The 17,075-nt window shown below is 71.1% G+C and carries 18 protein-coding genes and 1 pseudogene; 13 read left to right on the top strand and 6 right to left on the bottom strand.

The genetic code is table 11. The features are described from left to right. Positions 1–54 precede the first annotated feature (54 nt). Genes B0I29_RS28235 through B0I29_RS28255 form a run of 5 tightly spaced genes read left to right on the top strand, consistent with a single transcriptional unit; the run spans position 55 to position 7,404 of the window. Positions 55–4,413, top strand: coding sequence for an FtsK/SpoIIIE domain-containing protein (locus B0I29_RS28235; protein ID WP_111652145.1), 4,359 nt, complete (start codon positions 55–57; stop codon positions 4,411–4,413). After that, positions 4,413–4,697, top strand: coding sequence for a hypothetical protein (locus B0I29_RS28240; RefSeq protein WP_111652146.1), 285 nt, complete (start codon positions 4,413–4,415; stop codon positions 4,695–4,697). The genes B0I29_RS28235 and B0I29_RS28240 overlap by 1 nt, the downstream gene beginning before the upstream one ends. Continuing rightward, a complete protein-coding gene (locus B0I29_RS28245) occupies positions 4,694–6,085 on the top strand; it encodes a hypothetical protein (RefSeq protein WP_111652147.1) in 1,392 nt (463 codons plus the stop codon). The genes B0I29_RS28240 and B0I29_RS28245 overlap by 4 nt, the downstream gene beginning before the upstream one ends. Next, positions 6,075–6,710 carry a hypothetical protein gene (locus B0I29_RS28250; protein WP_111652148.1) on the top strand — a complete coding sequence of 212 codons (636 nt, stop codon included), beginning with the start codon at positions 6,075–6,077 and terminating at the stop codon, positions 6,708–6,710. The genes B0I29_RS28245 and B0I29_RS28250 overlap by 11 nt, the downstream gene beginning before the upstream one ends. Before the next feature lie 34 nt (positions 6,711–6,744). Beyond that, complete coding sequence (locus tag B0I29_RS28255) at positions 6,745–7,404, top strand: hypothetical protein (protein WP_111652149.1); 660 nt, start codon at positions 6,745–6,747, stop codon at positions 7,402–7,404. Here B0I29_RS28255 and B0I29_RS28260 read toward each other — a convergent pair. Both B0I29_RS28260 and B0I29_RS28265 read right to left on the bottom strand, forming a co-directional pair. Further along, complete coding sequence (locus tag B0I29_RS28260; protein ID WP_111652150.1) at positions 7,390–7,950, bottom strand: hypothetical protein; 561 nt, start codon at positions 7,948–7,950, stop codon at positions 7,390–7,392. The two genes, B0I29_RS28255 and B0I29_RS28260, sit on opposite strands and share 15 nt — an antisense overlap. Positions 7,951–7,954: 4 nt before the next feature. Then, a complete protein-coding gene (locus B0I29_RS28265; protein WP_245972789.1) occupies positions 7,955–8,428 on the bottom strand; it encodes an SAM-dependent methyltransferase in 474 nt (157 codons plus the stop codon). Between the two features lie 189 nt (positions 8,429–8,617). Between B0I29_RS28265 and B0I29_RS28270 the strand changes: the two genes are divergently transcribed. The 7 genes and pseudogenes from B0I29_RS28270 to B0I29_RS46935 all read left to right on the top strand — a co-directional run. Then, positions 8,618–9,235, top strand: coding sequence for a M15 family metallopeptidase (locus B0I29_RS28270; RefSeq protein ID WP_220091414.1), 618 nt, complete (start codon positions 8,618–8,620; stop codon positions 9,233–9,235). After that, entirely contained in the window at positions 9,232–10,362 is a 1,131-nt protein-coding gene (gene alr, locus B0I29_RS28275) for an alanine racemase (RefSeq protein WP_111652153.1), read from the top strand. Before B0I29_RS28270 ends, alr begins: the two co-directional genes overlap by 4 nt. Before the next feature lies 1 nt (position 10,363). Continuing rightward, positions 10,364–11,290 carry a D-alanine--D-alanine ligase family protein gene (locus B0I29_RS28280; protein ID WP_111652154.1) on the top strand — a complete coding sequence of 309 codons (927 nt, stop codon included), beginning with the start codon at positions 10,364–10,366 and terminating at the stop codon, positions 11,288–11,290. Between the two features lie 10 nt (positions 11,291–11,300). Next, positions 11,301–12,461, top strand: a complete 1,161-nt coding sequence (locus tag B0I29_RS28285) for a sensor histidine kinase (RefSeq protein WP_181558002.1) — start codon at positions 11,301–11,303, stop codon at positions 12,459–12,461. Further along, positions 12,458–13,111 (top strand): response regulator, encoded by a 654-nt coding sequence (locus tag B0I29_RS28290; protein WP_111652156.1) that lies wholly within the window; start codon positions 12,458–12,460, stop codon positions 13,109–13,111. The genes B0I29_RS28285 and B0I29_RS28290 overlap by 4 nt, the downstream gene beginning before the upstream one ends. 51 nt (positions 13,112–13,162) lie before the next feature. Next, on the top strand, positions 13,163–13,405 hold the full coding sequence (locus B0I29_RS46930; protein WP_181558033.1) for a VOC family protein: 243 nt from the start codon (positions 13,163–13,165) through the stop codon (positions 13,403–13,405). Further along, positions 13,294–13,560 (top strand): annotated as a pseudogene (locus B0I29_RS46935) (VOC family protein); the annotation flags it as partial. The gene B0I29_RS46930 and the pseudogene B0I29_RS46935, both read left to right, overlap by 112 nt. Here B0I29_RS46935 and B0I29_RS45935 read toward each other — a convergent pair. Then, the gene (locus tag B0I29_RS45935) at positions 13,557–13,724 is read right to left on the bottom strand and encodes a hypothetical protein (RefSeq protein WP_181558003.1); all 168 of its coding nucleotides are present in this window, start codon (positions 13,722–13,724) and stop codon (positions 13,557–13,559) included. The pseudogene B0I29_RS46935 and the gene B0I29_RS45935 overlap by 4 nt on opposite strands. After that, the gene (locus B0I29_RS28300) at positions 13,721–14,374 is read right to left on the bottom strand and encodes a DsbA family oxidoreductase (RefSeq protein ID WP_111652157.1); all 654 of its coding nucleotides are present in this window, start codon (positions 14,372–14,374) and stop codon (positions 13,721–13,723) included. The genes B0I29_RS45935 and B0I29_RS28300 overlap by 4 nt, the downstream gene beginning before the upstream one ends. 73 nt (positions 14,375–14,447) lie before the next feature. On the opposite strand from B0I29_RS28300, the gene B0I29_RS28305 reads away from it, so the two are divergent. Beyond that, positions 14,448–15,017, top strand: coding sequence for a TetR/AcrR family transcriptional regulator (locus B0I29_RS28305; RefSeq protein ID WP_111652158.1), 570 nt, complete (start codon positions 14,448–14,450; stop codon positions 15,015–15,017). 15 nt (positions 15,018–15,032) lie between these two features. On the opposite strand, the gene B0I29_RS28310 is transcribed toward B0I29_RS28305, so the two are convergent. Further along, entirely contained in the window at positions 15,033–16,424 is a 1,392-nt protein-coding gene (locus B0I29_RS28310; protein ID WP_111652159.1) for a serine hydrolase domain-containing protein, read from the bottom strand. Positions 16,425–16,433: 9 nt separating this feature from the next. Beyond that, on the bottom strand, positions 16,434–17,048 hold the full coding sequence (locus tag B0I29_RS28315; RefSeq protein ID WP_111652160.1) for a TetR/AcrR family transcriptional regulator: 615 nt from the start codon (positions 17,046–17,048) through the stop codon (positions 16,434–16,436). Positions 17,049–17,075: the final 27 nt, after the last annotated feature.

Consider the following 17,075-nt stretch of genomic DNA (forward strand, 5'->3'; position numbering starts at 1 on the left):
ATCGAGACGCCGCGCTGTCACGACAGCGCGGCGACAGTCTTTGAAGGGAAGAACGTGCGGGCGCTGATCACCCTGGTGCATCCGTCGGCGTGGTCAGTGGACGTCCTGGTGGACGCCGAGCCCGTCACACCTGTCCGGGACGTCGTGAAAGTGATGCTGGAGGGCCTCGACGCGGCGTACCCATCGCTGTGGCCTGAAATGATCTTTCTCGACGGCCGGCAGCTCGACCTGGACGCGCCGCTCGGCGGCAGCGGGATCCACGACGGGTCGATGCTTCATCTGCACCAGCCGGGACCGCCGCCGCCGGCGATCGGCGGTCTGGTGACGTTGCGGGCCGTGGCCGGCACCGGTGCGGGCCGGATCTGGAGCCTCGGCGCGGGCGAGCACCGGCTCGGTTCCGCGCCGGGCTCCACCGTGGGTCTCGGCCCCGGCCACCCACCCTTGGTCGCGACCGTCGCGGTCGCTGTCGATGCGACGGTACGCCTTCGCGGCGCCGCCGAGGGTGTGCTGCTCGACGGTGAACCGCTGCCCGGCGGCGAGGGCCTCTGGCGCGAAACCGCCCAGCTCACGGTGGGGGAGACCCTCTTCGAGGCGCATCCGGTGCTCCGGCCGGACGCGATGGTCGAGCCGTCCCCGGACAGCGAATACCTGGACTACAACCGGCCGCCGCGGCTGCTACCGCCCCAGCGTCCCGGCAAGTACCGGTTGCCGTCCGAACCGAAGTCCCCCGAGGGCAACGCGATGCCGTGGCTCGCCGCGACCCTGCCCGCCGGGTTCGGTGTCGTGATGGCCGTGGTGATGCGCAACCCGCTGTACCTGATGATGGCGGCGATGTCGCCGGTCATGGTGGTGGCGAACTGGTTCACCGGCCGCAAGCAGGGCAAACGCAGCCACCGCAGCAAAGTGAACGAATACAAGGCGCAGCGCGACAAGGTCGAGGCGGAGATCGACGCCGCCCTCGAACTGGAACGCCGCGACCGGCGGGCCGCCAGCCCCGACCCGGCCGAACTGCTGGTCATCGCGATGGGTCCGCGGGCCCGGCTCTGGGAACGCCGCCGCACCGACCCCGACCACCTGGTGGTCCGGGTCGGCACCGCCGACCTGCGCAGCGACATCGCGATCGAGCTGGAGGGCGAATCCGCCGGGCGCCGCGACTCCCGGCAGGTCACCGACGTGCCGGTCGCCTTCTCCATCACCCAGGCCGGTGTGGTCGGCGTCGCCGGCCGCGGTGACTGGCCGCGCCGCCTCGCCCGCTGGATGACCGGGCAGCTGGCCGTCCTGCAGAGCCCCCGCGACCTGCAGCTCTACGTTCTCACCGACCCGACCGGCGGACCGCTCTGGGACTGGGCGGCCTGGCTGCCGCACACCCGCCCGCTGCTCGGACAGACCACGCTGACCCTGCTCGGCACCGACGCGGAGACGATCGCGCGCCGGGTCGCCGAGCTGATCGAGCTGATCGAGGCCCGCCGCCAGGCCCGCCTCGACGCCGGCGCCAACGCGGTGATCACCGACCCGGACATCGTCGTGGTCTTCGACGGCGCCCGCCGGCTGCGCGCGCTGCCCGGCGTGGTGAACATCCTGCTCGCCGGGCCCGCCGTCGGCGTCTACAGCATCTGCGTGGACAACGACCAGCGCACCCTGCCCGAGGAGTGCACCACCGTCGTCGCCGGTGGCGACGGCCTGCCGACGACGCTGCACCAGCAGCGCGCCGCCCGGATCGAGGACCTGCGCGTCGACGACGTCGTCGACGAGTGGTTCGCCACCACCGGCCGGCGGCTCGCGCCGATCCGCGACGTCAGCGACAACCAGAACGAGTCCGCGCTGCCCGCCTCCGCCCGTCTGCTGGAGGTCCTCCAGCTCGAGGATCCGTCCCCGGCCGCGCTGACCGCGCGCTGGTCGGCGTCCGGCCGCGGCACCCGGGCCGTGATCGGGTACACCCTGGACGGCCCGTTCGCGCTCGACCTGGTCCACCACGGCCCGCACGGCCTGGTCGCCGGCACCACCGGCTCCGGCAAGTCCGAGTTCCTGCAGACCCTGGTCGCCTCCCTGGCGGTGGCGAACCGGCCGGACGCGATGAACTTCGTGCTCGTCGACTACAAGGGCGGCGCCGCGTTCAAGGACTGCGTCGACCTGCCGCACACCGTCGGCATGGTCACCGACCTCGACACCCACCTGGTCGAACGCGCGCTCACCTCGCTCGGCGCCGAACTGACCCACCGCGAGCACCAGCTCGCCGCGGCCGGCGCCAAGGACATCGAGGACTACCTCGACTACGCCGAGCGGCGCGGCGGCCTCGCCCCGATCCCACGGCTGCTCATCGTCATCGACGAGTTCGCGTCGATGGCCCGGGAGCTGCCCGACTTCGTCACCGGCCTGGTCAACATCGCCCAGCGCGGCCGCTCGCTCGGCATCCACCTGATCCTGGCCACCCAGCGGCCGTCCGGCGTGGTCTCGGCGGAGATCCGCGCCAACACCAACCTGCGGATCGCGCTGCGGGTCACCGACGCCGGCGAGAGCAGCGACGTCATCGACGCGCGCGAGGCGGCGACCATCGCCGCCTCAACCCCAGGACGTGGGTACGCGCGACTCGGGCACAGCTCCCTGCTGCCGTTCCAGGCCGGACGCGTCGGCGGCCGCCGCCCCGGACGCAAGAGCGAGGCCACCGTGGCGGCGCCGTTTCTGTACGCGGTCGACTGGCAGCACCTGGGCCGGCCCGTGCCGCAGCGCCCGCGCGGGGTCACCGAGACCGAGGAGGCCACCGACCTGTCGGTGCTGGTCTCGGCGATCCGGCTGGCCAACGACCTGATGGGCCTGCCGCAGCAGCGCCGCCCGTGGCTGCCGGCGCTGCCGACCAACCACGTGGTGGAGCTGGCCGAGCCGTCGACCGGCGAGCCGGTCTTCGCCTGGGCGGTCCAGGACCTGCCGCGCAGCCAGCAGCAGAAGCCGGTGACGATCGACCTCGCCACGTTCGGACACCTGCACATCGCCGGTGCTCCTCGGTCGGGACGGTCGCAGGCCCTGCGTACGATCGCCGCGGCCGGAGCCAGCGCAGCTGGGGTGACCGATCTCCATCTTTATGGTCTTGACTGTGGCAACGGCGCGCTGCTGCCGATGACCAAGCTGCCGCACTGCGGCGCTGTCGTGCAGCGATCGGACACCGAGCGGGCCGTGCGGCTGCTGAACCGGCTGCAGCAGGAGGTGCAGCGCCGGCAGCGGCTGCTCGGCGAGGGCGGGTTCGCGGACCTGACCGAACAGCGTGCTGCCAGCGCCCCTGAGGACCGGCTGCCGCACGTGATGCTGCTGCTCGACCGGTGGGAAGGGTTCATGGGAACCCTCAGCGAGCACGACGGCGGTGCGCTGACCGACCTCGTCTACACACTGCTGCGCGAGGGTGCCAGCGCGGGCGTTCACCTGATCATCACGGGTGACCATTCGCTGCTCAGCGGCCGGATCAGCTCGCTCACCGAGGAGAAGGTCGTGCTGCGGCTCTCGGACCGCACCGACGCCAGCATGGCCGGGCTGAACCCCCGCAAGATCCCGGAGAACCTGCCGCCGGGACGCGGATATCGGGCGGTCAGCTCGGTCGAGATGCAGGTGTCGCTGATCGCCGCGGACCCGTCCGGTCCGGCGCAGGTCGCCGCGATGCACGCCCTCGCGGCCCAGCTCGCCGAGCGGGAGGCTGCAGTGCCGCGTGACCAGCGCCCCAACCGGATCGCCGTGATGCCCACCCAGCTCACCTTCGACCAGGTGTGGGCGGGCGTCGGCAGCCCGGCGCCGGGCTGGGCGCTGATCGGCGTCGGCGGCGACGAGCTCGAACCGATCGGCATGGACCTGGTCAACGACCTGCCGACGTTCCTGATCGCCGGTCCGTCGCGGTCCGGCCGCAGCACCGCGCTGGGCGTGATGGCCGAGTCGCTGCTGCGCGGCGGCGCCGAGTTGGTGATCGGCGCCCCGCTGCGCTCGCCGCTGCGCGACCTCGCCGGCCGGCCCGGTGTCCGCGGGGTGATCACCGACGAGAACCCGCGGGACCCGGACTTCGCCGACCTGCTGGAGCCCGGTGACGGCCCGGTCGTCCTGATGATCGACGACGCCGAGAGCTGGCGCGACATGCTGGCCCGCGACTACGTGCGCCAGCTGATCCGCACGGCGTCCGGCAGCAACCGGGCCGTCGTGATCGCCGGTGAGATCTCCTCGGTCGCGATGGGCTTCTCCGGCTGGCAGGTCGAGGTGAAGAAGAACCGGCGCGGCATCCTGCTCTCCCCGCCGACGCTGAGCGCCGGCGACCTGGTCGGCGTCCGGCTCTCCCGGGCCCACCTGGCCGAACGGGTCGTGCCGGGTTCGGCCCGCGCCCACCTCGGCGACGGCTCGCTGCAGTCCCTCCAGATTCCGCTGCTCGCCACCGGGGAGAAATGATGGCCGACCTCGTAGTCCAGGACCTGGGCGAACTGGTCAACGACCTGAACGCGTTGATCAGCGCCTTCGAAGGCGCGGAGAACCTGCAGAACACCGACTCCGGTCAGTGGGGGCAGAGCAACGCCAACTCGTCGATGGGCGACTTCGCCGACAACTGGAAGATCCACCGCGGAAAGATGGTCGAGGCGATGAAGAAGTTCGCGAAGACGGTCCAGGAGGTCAACGAGGCCTGGACCGACGCGGACCAGCAGCTCAAGAGCACTCTCGACGGGAACGGCCAGTGAGCGACGATCGTCTCATCACGCTCGCCGGCGCCAAGGTCGACCGGGTTCAGGCCGCGCAGCGCGATTACCAGAACATCGCCACCACCCTGAACGACACGGTCGCGAAACTGGCCCGGATCGTCGAGACCGGCAGCGAGGGGCTCAAGGGCGCGTACGTCGAGCCGCTCAAGAAGGACGCCCAGTCGATCAAGGACGATCTCAGCAAGGCGGCGGTGCGCTACAACGACGCCGCCACCGAGATCAACAAGTACATTCCGGAGCTGGAGGACGCCAAGACCGAGACCGCCGCGGCGGTGTCCGCCGAGGAGTCCGCGAAAGGCTCGGTCAGCTCGGCGAACGCCCGCCCGGACGGGCAGAAGGGCGCCGACGGTGTGCTGCCCCCGGAGGAGCAGCAGAAGGACACCGAGAAGCAGCGGGCCGTCGAGGAGGCCAACGCCGCCCTGACCGCCGCGAAGAACCGGCTGACCTCGGCGCTGGACGCCCTGGACACGGCCGGCCGGCGCCTCGGTGACGCGGTCAGCGCCCGCCGGTACGACGACGGGCTCACCGACACCTGGAAGGACAAGGTCAACGCGTTCTTCGCGCAGATCAGCAAGATCTTCGCGATCATCGGCATGGTCCTCGCCGTCCTCTGCCTGATCTTCCCCGGCGTCAACCTGCTGATTCTCGGAACGGTGGTCGCCGGCGTCATCACATTGATCGCCGACAGCGTGCTCTTAGCCGGCGGTGAGGGCAGCGTCCTGGACGTGGTCCTCGGCGCCGTCGGTCTCGGCCTCGCCGGTCTCGGCGCCGCCATCTCGCTGATCGGCAAGAACATGGCGAACGCGGCGCGCACCATGAACAGCATCACCGGCCGGATGAACGCCGTGCCGGGGCGCCCGCCGCGACTCAACCTGACCGGCAGCTGGAACGGCCGTCCCATCCAGCTGGACAACCTGGGACCCGGTGCGGTCCGCCCCGGCAGCCCCAACATCACCGTCACCCAGCAGCTCGGCCCCGGCGACTTCCGGATCCCGTCCAACGCGGCCAGCGGCTGGCAGAACACCTCGGACTGGTTCAACCTGCCCGGCATCAACAATCTGCTCAGCCGGTTCGGGCAGATCACCCCGGAGATCGGGTTCTGGCAGTCGACCCTGATCCAGGGCCGGGGCGCGCTGGGCATGTGGGGCAACCTGTTCCGCAACCCGGGACAGTTCGCCCGGGACTGGTCGGGCGTCATCGGCGGCATGGACGGCTTCCGCAACCTCAACAACGTGATGGGCGCGATCGGCGGCACCATGTCACCGGCCTGGTTCGTCTTCGGCGGTTTCAACGCCCTCTTCACCCTCGGACCCGGACTGATCTACTCGGGCGGGCGCCTGGAGGAATGGATCCCCGATGTCAACTGACGTTCTCACCGACATCCCGTTCTACTGGGAGTTCGTGCCTTCTGCCGGTGGTGACGCCGATGAGCGTGCCGCGTGGACCGACCACATGATCGAGTTCTTCGACACGTGGGCCGGCCGGACCCTGGGCACCGCCCAGGCCGCCTGGACCGCCGGGGAGTTCCCGTTCACCGCCGAGAACATCGGCCGGGAGACCGCGACGATGCTGATGGCGCGCGCCGACGAACTGCCCGGACACGCCCGGCTCGCCTGGGGCACCGCGTTCCACGATGGTCAGGTGCGCTGGTCGCCGATCCCGCTCGTCGCCGAGTTCCACCGGCCCCGCGCCGACGACCCGGAATACCTCATGGAGGTGGTCGGCGTGCACGGGTTCGCCGAGGACGCCCGGGAAGCGGTGGTGCACTACGTCAGCGTGCCCGGCGCGGATGGCGTCCGGGTCTTCGCCATCGGGCGGACATCACAGGGTACGGCGTACGGGCGCCTCGACGCGGCCATGCGTACCGAGAGCGGCATCGACGTCGTTCTGCGTACCCGGGTCTTCGACATGCAGCAGATGGCCGTGATCGGCGCCGGCGTCGAGCAGCTGATGGCCACGATCGCCGCCGACGGAATCGCGGAGCAATCCTGATGATCGACATTGACCTGATCGTGGAGCGCTTCTGATGATCGATTTTGAGCTGATCGTGCCCGACGGCTGGGCGCACATCCCCACCACGCCCGAGTCGGCGCGGCTGCGGTCCCGGACGATCGACGCACTGATCACCTCGCGGCTGCCCGAGTCGCTGCCGCGGGACAAGGCCGTGCCGTTCCGCAAGATGCTGCGCGGCGAACTCGTCAAGGCGACCGACGACGCGGCCCGCAACGGCGCCCGCGCGATCGTGCTGCCGCTGACCGAGTACCACGACGGCTGGCGGGTGCCCGGATCGCTGCTGATCACGGTGGTCGAGGAGTCCGACGACGCCCCCGACCCGCTGACGCTGATCGGCGCGCTGATCGGCGACGCGGGCCCGGGCAACGGCACCCGCCTGGAGATCGGCGGCGGTCCGGCGGCCCGGATCACCGAGGTCCTCGCCAGCGACCCGATCGGTCGTAAGGCGCCGTCGCTGAAGGTCAGTTATTACATCGCGCACCCCGAGGTGACCGGAGTGTGGGCGCTGCTCACGTACACCGTGCTGACCGACGGCGACCTGGAGAGCGAGGTGCTGACCGCGATCTGCCTGCTGTTCGACGCGGTCGTCGCGACGCTGCGCTGGCAGGACCGGATCGACGTGCCGACCGAGGACGAGCTGATCGACATCCTGAACGCCTCACCCACGACGTAGCTCCTCGTCCCACCAGCGCGGCGCCTCGTCGTCCGGCTCGTCCGGGCTCGCGAAGTGGAACGGCACACCCATCCGTTGTGCGACGGCCTGGCCCTGCTCGGTGGCGCGCACCGCTTCCGGCCAGGGCGGGACCTGCCCGTTGAACAGGCGGATGTCCCCGCCGAAGCGCAGCACGCACAGGTCGGCCTCGTCGAAGTCCGGGTGGCGCGGGCCCGGCCGTCGCACGATCGCGACCAGGACGACGAACCAGCCCTGGGTGTCGCCGTCCCAGCATGCCTCGACGGCCGCGAGGGGCTCGCTGATCGCGGTGACCTTCGCGATCAGCTGGTCCGTGGTGGGTGGGGCCGGCGGTGGCTGCAGCAGGCCCTGCCCGGCCAGCTCGTTCTGCCGCGCCACCAGCAGGTCCTGGGCCTGGTAGATCCCTGGCAGGGGCTGGATCTCGCCACTGTCGCGGAGCAGCTTGATGGCCGGGAGCAGCCGTCGGGCGCGCAGATGCTCGTCGAGTCGCTCGCGCAGAGGCGGGGTCAGGCTGGTCCACTGATCCATGACGTCAGTAGTAGTCGCGCATGATCTCGGTGGCCCAGGCGGGCTGGTGGACGGCGCCGCGCGGGCCGAACTCGTCCATGTACGGCTTGATGTCCAGCACCGGCGTGCCGGCCACCGCGTCCAGGCCGCTGACGTGCAGGTCGAGGCCGGAGACCCGGTGCAGGCGGCAGCGGGAGACGCCGATGCGGTTCGGGCGGTTCTTGCCGCGCTGGGCGAAGATGCCGACCAGCGGCCAGCCGGTGTTGCCGCGCGGGTGGCGGGCGCCGGTCTCGATCTTCTCCGGTTTCACCTGGTCGAAGTGGAACACGATCTCCAGGTGCGAGAAGGTGTCCAGGCCGAACAGCGCCTCCTCGCCGAACCGGGAGCCGTCCAGGCGGATGACGGCGTCGACAGCGTCCCAGGCGTCGTCGAAGACCTCCGCGCGGCCGCCGAGGACGTGCCCCACCGGTTCGATGGTCACCAGGTCGTTCCAGCTCACTGGTGGATCTCCTTCACAGCGCGCGTCCATCGAGATCCGGAACTTGCCAAGATCTGGGGAAGAACGTGAACGCTATCCAAGATCTATGACTTTTGGCTGCCCCGGACGCCAGGCAGGCGATACCTGAGGGCCGCACCGCGGTACCTCAGAACGATGTGGTGGCCCCCGCCGATCGGCGATCTTGGCTGCATGATTCTTCTCAGTGATCCCCGGGTGGCGGCGGTGCCGGTGCGGGATGCGGGGACGCCGCTGGTGCGGCTCGGTGCGGAGTTCGGGGCGGCGCGCGCGCTGGTCCGGGCGGATCTCGGTGAGCGGCTCGGCTGGGCGCGGGCCGCGCTGCCCGCCGGGCTGGGTCTGCGGGTCGTCGAGGGGCATCGGCACGTCGCGCGCCAGCGGGAGATCATCGAGGCGTACGCGGGGGAGTTGCTCGCCGCCGACCCGGGACTTGGTGGCACTCGGCTGCGGGAGCTGACCAGCCGGTTCGTCGCTCCGGTCGAGGTGGCGCCGCACGTGGCCGGCGCGGCCGTCGATCTGACGATCAGCGGGCCGGACGGTGACCTGGACATGGGTACGCCGATCGACGCCACCCCGGAACAGTCCGCCGGAGCCTGCTACCTCGCTGCCGCCGGGATCAGTGCGCAAGCCCGGGCCAACCGGATGCTGCTGGCCCGGGTGCTCGGCGGCGCCGGATTGGTGAACTACCCGAGCGAGTGGTGGCACTGGAGTTACGGCGACCGGTACTGGGCACTGATCACCGGAGCACCGGCAGCCCTGCACGGCCCGATCGACGGCCGGGTGCCCGCATGAGCACGGTCATAACCGATCAAACCACCACCGTCGCTGTCGACCTCGACGCCGTCGCGCACAACACCCGGGTGCTCGCGCGCCACACCCGCAGCGCCCTCATGGCCGTCGTCAAAGCTGACGGTTTCGGTCACGGCGCCGTCGACGTGGCCCGGACCGCGCTCGCCTCCGGCGCCACCTGGCTCGGTGTCACCGGACTCGGCGAGGCTCTCGCACTGCGCGCTGCCGGACTCCGCGCACCCATCCTGAGCTGGTTGAACCCGCTTGGCGCCGGCTTTGCTTCCGGCGTACGAAATGATGTTGATCTTGCAGTGCCGAGTGTGGACCATCTTGCGGTGATGCCGACCGGTGCGCGGGTGCATCTGCATCTCGACACCGGGCTGGCGCGGGACGGCGCCGCGCCGAAGGAATGGGCCGATCTGTGCCGGGCGGCCGCCGACGCCGAGCGCGACGGGCGGATCGTGGTGGCCGGTGTGATGAGCCATCTGGCCGGTCCGGACACGCAGGAAGCGCTGCGCCGGTTCCGGCACGGCGTGTCGGTCGCGCTCACCGCGGGGCTTCGCCCGAGGGTACGCCATCTGGCCGCCACAGCCGCGACCCTGACCGCTCCGGACACGCACTTCGACCTGGTCCGCACGGGTGCGGGCCTGGTCGGCATCAACCCGGCGGGCGGGCCCGGCCGGGACAGCGGCTCCGGCGGCCGGCGCGACGAGGCAGGCGGCAACGGACTGCGCGGGGCGATGACGTTCACCGCCCCGGTCGTCGAGGTGCGCCGGGTCACCGCCGGGACGCCGGTCGGCTACGGACACGTCTGGCGCGCGCCGCGGGACACCACCCTCGCGCTGCTGCCGGCCGGGTACGCCGACGGGCTTCCCCGGATCGCCGGCCCGCGCGCCGAGGTGCTGCTCGGCGGGCGTCGCCGCCGGATCGCCGGGCGGATCTCGATGGACCAGATCGTCGTCGAAGCCGGTCCGGACTGCCGGCCCGGCGACACCGCGATCATTTTCGGTCCTGGCGACGACGGTGAACCGACCGTCGCCGACTGGGCCAGGTGGGCGGGCACGCTCCCGCACGAGATCGTCACCGGCCTGGGCGCCCGGCCCCGCCGCGTCGTCACCGGAGGTTTCTGACATGTCCCGTACGAAGGTCGCCGTCATCGGCGGCGGCAGCAACGGCGAACACGACGTCTCGCTCGCCTCGGCGGCGGCGGTGGCGGCCGCGCTCGACCCGGAGAGATACCAGGTCGTCGGGCTGACCATCGGCCGCGACGGCACCTGGCAGGACTCCGGTGGCGATCCCCTCGGACTCGCGGACGCCATCACCACCCTCACCACCTGCGATGTCGTGCTGCCGATCGTGCACGGCCCGCGTGGCGAGGACGGCACTCTTGCCGGGCTGCTGGAGATGGCGGGTATTCCGTACGCAGGAAGTGGGGTTCGTCCGGGAGCGCTCGCGATGGACAAATGGGTGACCAAGCTGATCGCCGAGGATCTCGGCATTCGCACCGCGAAGGGCCGGCTGCTGACCGCGGGAACCGCGAGCGGGTACGCCTGGACCGGCCCCGTCGTGGTGAAACCGGTGTCCGCCGGTTCCAGCCTCGGCGTCACGCTGGTCCGCGACCCCGGTGACCTGCCGGCGGCGCTGACCGAGGCGCTGCGCCACGACGACCGGATCCTCGTCGAAGAGGTGATCACCGGCCGGGAGGTGGACATCGCGGTGCTCGCCGGGACCGTCTCACCGACCCTGGAGATCGTCGCCGAAGGGTTCTTCGATTACCGGGCGAAGTACGGCGGCGGCACGGTCTTCCAGGTGCCCGCGCCGATCGATCCGTCCGAGGTCAAGGCCCTGGAAACCGCCGCGACCAGCCTCTATGAGGCGCTCGGCTGCCGTGGGGTGGCGCGTTTCGACTTCTTCGTCACCGAGGACGGGCCGGTGCTCAACGAAGTGAACACGATGCCCGGGTTCACCGGGCACTCGCAGGTGCCGAGGATGTTCGCCGCTGCCGGAATCAGTTATAGCGCGCTCCTTGACGCCCTCATCAGCGATGCCCTCGCCTAACGTGGGAGAGATGGAGGATCGGGGGACGCTGCTCTGTGCCGTGGCGGCGGTCGCCGTTCTGGTCAGCGGCATGATCGAGCTGGGCACGGAGGTCTGGCAGTTCTACTCCGGCACCCGGCACGTCCTGTTCGCGCTTGTCGTCGCCGGCACGGCTCTCGCGGTCGGCGTGATGCGCCGGCTGCCGTGGCTCGCCCTGGCGCTCGCCTGGCTGATCCCGGTGTGCCAGGTGGTCACCGGCACCCCGCTGGTGATCACCCAGGCGGCGGTCGTGATGATCGCTTTCGGTCTGGCCCGCTGGGGCAGCCCGGTGATCCTGTGGCTGAGCGCCCTGTCGATCCTGGCCGGGGCGGTGACCGCGATGGTCCTGCTCGGTTTCGACGCGCTGCGGATCACCATCCCGTCGGCCTCGTGGTACCTGATCGCCGGCACCGTGAACGAGCTCGGCATCGGCTGGCAGATCGGGACGTTCCTGCTGCTCGGAGCGCTGCTCGGGATGCCGTGGCTTGCCGGGTTCGCGCTGCGGATCTCCGACCGGGCGCGGACCGATCTGGCCCGGGCCGCCCGGGAACGCGCACAGGCGGAGGAGACCGCCCGGATCCGGGACGCGCAGACCCGGCTGGCCCGCGACGTGCACGACGTCGTCGGCCACTCCCTCGCGGTGATCCTGGCCCAGGCCGAGTCCGGGCAGTACCTGGCCGACGACGACCCGGCCGCGCTCAAATCGGCGCTCGCCACGATCGCGACCTCGGCGCGGACGTCGCTGCGGGATGTCCGCGAGGTGCTCACCACCACCCGGGACTCCGCCGACGACCTCGACCAGCTGATCGGTAACCTGCGCGACAGCGGCCACGAGGTGCTGTCCTCGCAGGAGGGCATGCCGCTGCCGCTCGACGAGGCGCGACGGACCACCGCATATCGCGTGCTGCAGGAGATGCTCACCAACGCGATCCGGCACGGCCTGCGAGGAGGGGCTTTGATCGTACGCCGTAACTGGGCTGACGATGCGTTCGAAGTGGAGGTCCGCAACGCGGTCTCCCCGGGCACCGCCGAGTCATCGCCGGGGTCGGGGCTGGACGGCATGCGCGAACGGCTCGTCGCGGTCGGCGGCACCCTGTCGGCCTCCCGCAACGGCGACGTGTTCGTGGCGACGGCCCGGATCCCGCTGTCATGAGCGACGACATCACGATCCTGGTCGTCGACGACCAGGAACTGTTCCGGGCCGGCGTCGCCGTGATCCTCGACGCCCAGCCCGGCCTGCGGGTGGTCGGCGAGGCCGGCGACGGCCGCGACGCGGTACGCCTCGTCGACGAACTGACCCCGGACGTCGTACTGATGGATCTCCGTATGCCCGGGATGGACGGCGTCGAGGCGACCCGGCAGATCTTCGCCGGTGTGCGGAGCCGCCCGGTGCGGGTCCTGGTGCTGACCACGTTCAACCTGGACGACCGCGCGGCGACGGCGATCCGGCACGGCGCGAGCGGTTTCCTGCTGAAGGACACCACACCGGCACAGCTGACCGACGCGGTCCGCAGCGTGTTCGCCGGCAACGCGGTGCTGGCGCCGGGCGATCTGTCCGCGCTGCTGACCAGTCAGTTCCCGGAGCGGACTCCGGTGCCGGACGCCTACCTGACGCTGACCGACAAGGAGCGGGCGGTGTTCCGCGCGGTCGCCCGCGGCCTGTCCAACGCCGAGATAGCGGCGGAGATTTTCGCGGGCGAGTCGACGGTGAAGACCCACGTCGGCGCGATCCTGCGCAAGCTGTCCCTGCGCGACCGGGTGCAGATAGCCGTCTTCGCCCACGAACACGGGCTGCTCACCTGAGCCGTCGATATCCGGGTGCGGTGTGCTGGCCGTGCTCCTATTCTCACCCGGATGCTGACGGTCTGTTTCGATGCGGTGGATCCGCAGCGGGTCGCGCGGTTCTGGTCCGAGCTGCTGAGCCGCGAGGTTGCCGCGGGCCCGCACGGCGGGGTCGCGCTGCCGCCGGCCGGCACCGGGTTCCCGACGGTACGCGCGAAACAGGCCACTTCTGGAGCACAGCCCTGGGGTGGCCGCTGGTCTGGGACCAGGACGAGGAGACCGCGATCCAGTCCCCGGCCGGCGGTACGAAGGTGACCTGGGGCGGTCCGCCGCTGATGCCGCAGACCGGGCAGGTGCACTACGACCTCGCGCTGCCGCCGGGTGACGTGGAGCGGTTGTTGTCCCTCGGGGCGACCAGGACCGCGACCGGCCTGGCCGACCCCGACGGCAACGAATTCCACCTGATCTAGGAAGCGGCGCTCGCGGGTTCTGGCGTGCTCGTTTCCGTTGTCGCGTCCGATTTCGGTGTGGCGCTCTTCTCCGGCGGCACCGGGACCGCGCACACGTCGCCCTCGCACACCATGCTCGCGTCGCCCTCGACAAGCACGAACGACGGCTTCACGGGCCCGGTCATGCGGCCGGCTCCCGCTCGCTGTCGACCTTGGCGAGCACCCCGGCGAACGTGTCCGGGTCCTGCGCGCCGGACACCCCGTACCGGTTGTCGAAGACGAAGAACGGCACGCCGTTGATCCCGTACTCCCTGGCGGTCTGCACGTCGGCCGCCACCGCGTCCGCGTGCTCGCCGCTCTCCAGCGACCGCACCACGTCGTCGCGGTCGAAGCCGAGCTCGGCGCCCAGGTCGGCCAGCTCCTCGACCCGGCCGACGTTCACGCCGTCGGTGAAGTACGCCTTCAGTAGCCGCTCCTTGACCTCCGCCTGACGACCGTGCGCCTTGGCGTAGTGCAGGAGCTCGTGGGCTTTCCGCGTACGCGTGGGCTTGATCGTGTCGTGGTGGAAAGCGAGACCGACGCTCTCAGCGAGACCGACCATCTGCTTCTCCATGCCCTTGACCTGGGCCGGGGTGACGCCGAGCTTGGTGCTGAGGTAGTCGGCGTGGCTACCGTGGTAGTCCTCCGGTGTGTCCGGGGAGAGCTCGAAGGAGTGGTACTCCACCTCGACCGGCAGGCCGGACGCGGCGACGGCGGCCTCGAACTTGCGCTTGCCGACGTAACAGAACGGGCAGGCGATGTCGGACCAGACGTCTACCTTGATCGGGCTGTTCACCGTGATGCCTCGCTAACTTGAGGGTGGGCCTCAAGTTATACTCCATGACACGACGGACAGCGAGGAGGAGCCCATGGTGCTGCGGCGCGACGCACAGCAGAACGTCACGAAGCTCACGGCCGCCGCCGTCACGGTCTTCCGGCAGCAGGGATTCCAGGCCCCGCTCGAAGCCGTCGCGCAGGAAGCCGGCGTGAGCATCGGCACGCTCTACAACCGGATCGGCCGGGACGGCACCCGCGAGACGCTGATCGAGGCGGCCGCGCCGGTGATCGCCGCCGAACGCACCGACCAGCTCGCCGCCGAGGCCCGGTCCCGGCCGGACCCGTGGGCGCGCTTCGAGCACTACGTCACCGCGCTGCTCGACTCGCAGGCCGCGAGCCCGCCGGTCGACGACATCATGGCCCGCCGCCTGCCGGAGTCGTCGCAGCTCACCGAGCAGTGCGAGCACGCGCTGCGGCACGCCGGCCGGTTCATCGCCGAGGCGCAGGCCGACGGCAGCCTGCGTCCGGACTTCCGGGTCGAGGATCTGACCGTGCTGTTCCAGGCGAGCTCCGGCATCCTGCGCGCCTCGGCGCCACCGTGCGCGGACGCCTGGCGCCGTCACCTGCGCTTCGTCCTGGACGGCCTGCGCACACCCGCCTGACGCCGCCACCGAGGATTACGACGAGACGACCCGCCGGCTGGCCCGGCCGCTGTGCAGGAACTGCGACCGCCCCTGCCCGTCGTCACCCAGGAACGTGACCGGCCGGTGCCAGCCGAGCCGGAGGCGGGCCGGCACGAAGACGTCGTCGTCGAGCGGGACGATCTGCTCGGCCGGCTCGGCGCCGCCGAACTCCGCGAAGATCCCGGCCGGCCGCTGCTCCATCCACAGCCGGCCGTGCTCGTCGCCCGACACGACGATCTCGCCGGCCGGCGAGACATAGACACCGGCGTACCGCTCCGGGTCGACCCGCTCCGGGCGGGCCGGTGGCAGTGGCAGCCCCGGCACCTCGACCCCGGCCAGCTCGCGCAGCAGAAAGGCGGTGAGCGCGTGGACCGTGGGGGCCACCTCGCCGCCGTTCTGCACGAAGGCGATCGACACGTCCGCGGCCGGCACGATGCGCAGGTCCGACGACTGGCCGAGGGTGCCGCCGGAGTGCCCGATCACCGTACCGCCGGGCCAGTGGCCGAGGTCCCAGCCGAGCCCCCAGCTGTCGCCGAACCGGCCCGGCGCGGGCAGCGTCACCTGCGGCACGCGCATCGCGGCGACGCTCGCCGGGCTCAGTACGGCGGTGCCGTCCGGGCCGGTGCCGTCGCGCAGGTGCAGCCGGGCGAAGGCGATCAGATCCCGCGGGCGCATCGCGAGCAGCGAGCCGGCCGGGGCGTGGGCGGCCGGGAGATTCCAGACCGGCGCCGGCTTCTCGGGCTCGCCGGGTTCACCACTGACATGGCCGGCCGCGGCCCGGAACATGATCGCTTGCTCCGCGCCGAGCGCGGTGTGGGTCAGCCCGAGCGGTTCGATCACTCCCTCTCGCAGGCATGCGGCGTACGGCCGGCCGCGCAGTGTCTCGATCAGCCGGCCCAGCACGACGTAGGCGGCGTTGTTGTAGGAGAACATCGTCCCGGGCGCGAAGACCTGGTCGACCTCGGCGAGTGCCGCGACGTACCGCTCGATCGCGTCGTCGTTGCGCCCGGTGTCGGTGAAGACGTCGCCGCCGAAGCCAGCGGTGTGCGCGAGCAGGTGGCGCACGGTGATCGCCGCTGACGCGGTCTCGTCGGCCACCCGGAAGTCCGGAAGATAGCGCCGCACCGGCGCGTCGAGCTCGACCCTGCCCTCGTCGGCCAACTGCATGACCAGCGTGGCGGTGATCGGCTTGGTGATCGAGCCGACCTGGAACACCGAGTCGGTCGTGGCCGGTACGCCGGTGGCGGTGTTCAGCACACCGGCCGCGTGTTCGACGATGTCGTCACCGACGGCCACGGCGATGGCGGCGCCGGGCACCCGGTTCGCCGCCAGCACATCGGCGAACCGCGCGGACAGCCACCGGTCGATCTGTGCGAGAGGGGTCATTCCCCGACCCTAGGCCTTGTCCCGCAACCGGTTCGACCCCGCGTTGATCAACGGCAGCCACACCTCGTCGACGATCTCCATGATCGAGGTCGACGGGACCTGGCCCATCGACATCAGCATGTCGTGGCGCAGGAGGTCGAACGGCAGGTTGACCACGCGCGGCGATCTCGGCACGTCGGGCAGTTCCCCGCGTTCGACAGCGCGGGCGACGATCTTCTCGAAACCAGTCGGCTCGCCCGGTGGGCGTACCAAATCTCGCAGTTGATTGAAGTTTGTCCCGGTGTTGCGGAAGTAGTCCATGAACTGGACGCTCATCACGGTCATCATCCGGGACCGGCCGGCGTCGACGTTGCGGAGGAACGCGATCGCGTCGTCGCGCAGGTTGCCGGTGTCCGGGAGGGTGAGCGGGCGCCCGCGCCAGAACCGGGTGATCGCGGCCAGCACCAGGTCGTCACGGTGCGCCCAGCGGCGGTAGAGGACCGGCCGGCTGGTGCCGGCGCGCGCGGCGACCGCCTCGAACGTCACACCGGCGTGTCCCTGCTCGGTCAGCACTTCCCATGCCGCGTCGAGGATGGCGTCCTCGAGGTCGGCGCCGCGTCGTCGTGCCGGGCCTTTAAGAGTCACTTGCGTATCTTAACGCACGCGGCTAGC

The organism is Actinoplanes lutulentus (genome assembly GCF_003259845.1).
In the GTDB taxonomy this organism is placed as follows: Bacteria; Actinomycetota; Actinomycetes; order Mycobacteriales; family Micromonosporaceae; genus Actinoplanes; species Actinoplanes lutulentus.

Excerpts from the sequence above, each read along its gene's own strand:
- B0I29_RS28250 (WP_111652148.1), top strand. The coding sequence starts at position 6,075 with ATGTCAACTGACGTTCTCACCGACATCCCGTTCTACTGGGAGTTCGTG.
- B0I29_RS28290 (WP_111652156.1), top strand. The coding sequence starts at position 12,458 with ATGAGCGACGACATCACGATCCTGGTCGTCGACGACCAGGAACTGTTC.
- alr (WP_111652153.1), top strand. The coding sequence starts at position 9,232 with ATGAGCACGGTCATAACCGATCAAACCACCACCGTCGCTGTCGACCTC.
- B0I29_RS28280 (WP_111652154.1), top strand. The coding sequence starts at position 10,364 with ATGTCCCGTACGAAGGTCGCCGTCATCGGCGGCGGCAGCAACGGCGAA.
- B0I29_RS46930 (WP_181558033.1), top strand. The coding sequence starts at position 13,163 with ATGCTGACGGTCTGTTTCGATGCGGTGGATCCGCAGCGGGTCGCGCGG.
- B0I29_RS28255 (WP_111652149.1), top strand. The coding sequence starts at position 6,745 with ATGATCGATTTTGAGCTGATCGTGCCCGACGGCTGGGCGCACATCCCC.
- B0I29_RS28240 (WP_111652146.1), top strand. The coding sequence starts at position 4,413 with ATGGCCGACCTCGTAGTCCAGGACCTGGGCGAACTGGTCAACGACCTG.
- B0I29_RS28260 (WP_111652150.1), bottom strand. The coding sequence starts at position 7,950 with ATGGATCAGTGGACCAGCCTGACCCCGCCTCTGCGCGAGCGACTCGAC.
- B0I29_RS28310 (WP_111652159.1), bottom strand. The coding sequence starts at position 16,424 with ATGACCCCTCTCGCACAGATCGACCGGTGGCTGTCCGCGCGGTTCGCC.
- B0I29_RS28285 (WP_181558002.1), top strand. The coding sequence starts at position 11,301 with ATGGAGGATCGGGGGACGCTGCTCTGTGCCGTGGCGGCGGTCGCCGTT.
- B0I29_RS28305 (WP_111652158.1), top strand. The coding sequence starts at position 14,448 with ATGGTGCTGCGGCGCGACGCACAGCAGAACGTCACGAAGCTCACGGCC.
- B0I29_RS28270 (WP_220091414.1), top strand. The coding sequence starts at position 8,618 with ATGATTCTTCTCAGTGATCCCCGGGTGGCGGCGGTGCCGGTGCGGGAT.
- B0I29_RS45935 (WP_181558003.1), bottom strand. The coding sequence starts at position 13,724 with ATGACCGGGCCCGTGAAGCCGTCGTTCGTGCTTGTCGAGGGCGACGCG.